The organism is Bartonella sp. AP57NXGY, from assembly GCF_042195805.1.
Taxonomy (GTDB): domain Bacteria; phylum Pseudomonadota; class Alphaproteobacteria; order Rhizobiales; family Rhizobiaceae; genus Bartonella.
In genome coordinates this window covers 1-1,172 of record NZ_JBHIOZ010000322.1, presented here as the reverse complement: position 1 = coordinate 1,172, position 1,172 = coordinate 1, and the positions used below count along the sequence as shown (strand labels likewise).

The following is a 1,172-nucleotide window of genomic DNA, read 5'->3' as shown; positions in this document are numbered from 1 at the left end:
TCGGTAGGACAAAAGAATGAAAACGATAATAATCCCAATATATCTTATCCCATATTAGATGATCGTATTCGTGAGACTTATATAGCTAAATCGAAAGCAACTAGTACGCAAAAGTTATATGATAGTTATATCCGCGCTATCCGCTGGGCTAGTGACCGTATTGATAATGCTGGGGTAATCGGCTTTGTCACAAATGCCGGTTTTATTACTGGACATTCTATGGATGGTTTACGCAAATGCCTCGTTGAAGAATTTAGCAGCCTTTATATTTTCCATTTACGGGGGAATGCACGGACTTCTGGAGAACAACGTAAAAAGGAAAGTGGTGGCATTTTTGGTGAAGGATCTCGAGCTCCCATAGCTATCTCTATTTTGGTTAAAAATCCAGAATCTCAACAGCGTGGCAAAATATATTTCCGTGATATTGGAGATTATCTCACGAGAAAAGAAAAGCTTATAATAATAGAGTCTCTTGGTAGCATTGATGGTATTACACGGAGCAAACAAGGTTGGCAAATAATTACACCAGATAAGTACAGTGATTGGCTTGATCAACGTGATGACAGTTTCAAAACATTCTTAGCTATGGGTGTCAAAAAGGGGCATGATAAAAAGCTCTTTGAAACTTATTCTCTTGGTGTTTCAACCAATCGTGATGCTTGGACGTATAACTCAAGCCGTGAATCTGTAAAGAAAAATATGAATAACATGACTGCCTTCTATAATAATGAGGTAAAACGTTTAAATAATACCTATTCACATGCTGATCGTACAGCACGTGCAAAGGTCGTGAATGATTTCGTCAATTCCGATGTAAGAAAGATTAGTTGGAGCAGTACTCTTAAGAGAGAATTATTAAGAGGTAAATTTTCCGAATTTGAAGATAAATGCCTTATTCAAAGCCTATACCGTCCTTTTACACAACAATGGCTTTATTACAATAGCGTCTTTAATGAAGCAGTTTATCAAATGCCGCGTATATTCCCGATAAGACAAGCGGTTGATAATAAGGTGATACAAATTACAGGTATAGGAGCAAAGAAAGACTTTTCTGTATTGATGACTAAAGCTTTGCCTAATTTAGATTCAATAGAAAAAGGTCAATGTTTTCCACGCTATATTTACGAAGATACTACGGTTTCAAAAAGTAAAAGTGAGAAACAATCCCATTT

General features: G+C 36.4%; 1 protein-coding gene. It reads left to right on the top strand.

The window, feature by feature from the left end:
• Positions 1 to 1,172: type ISP restriction/modification enzyme (locus ACFIL8_RS10640; RefSeq protein WP_375689747.1), on the top strand; the 1,172-nt coding region annotated here is incomplete at both ends.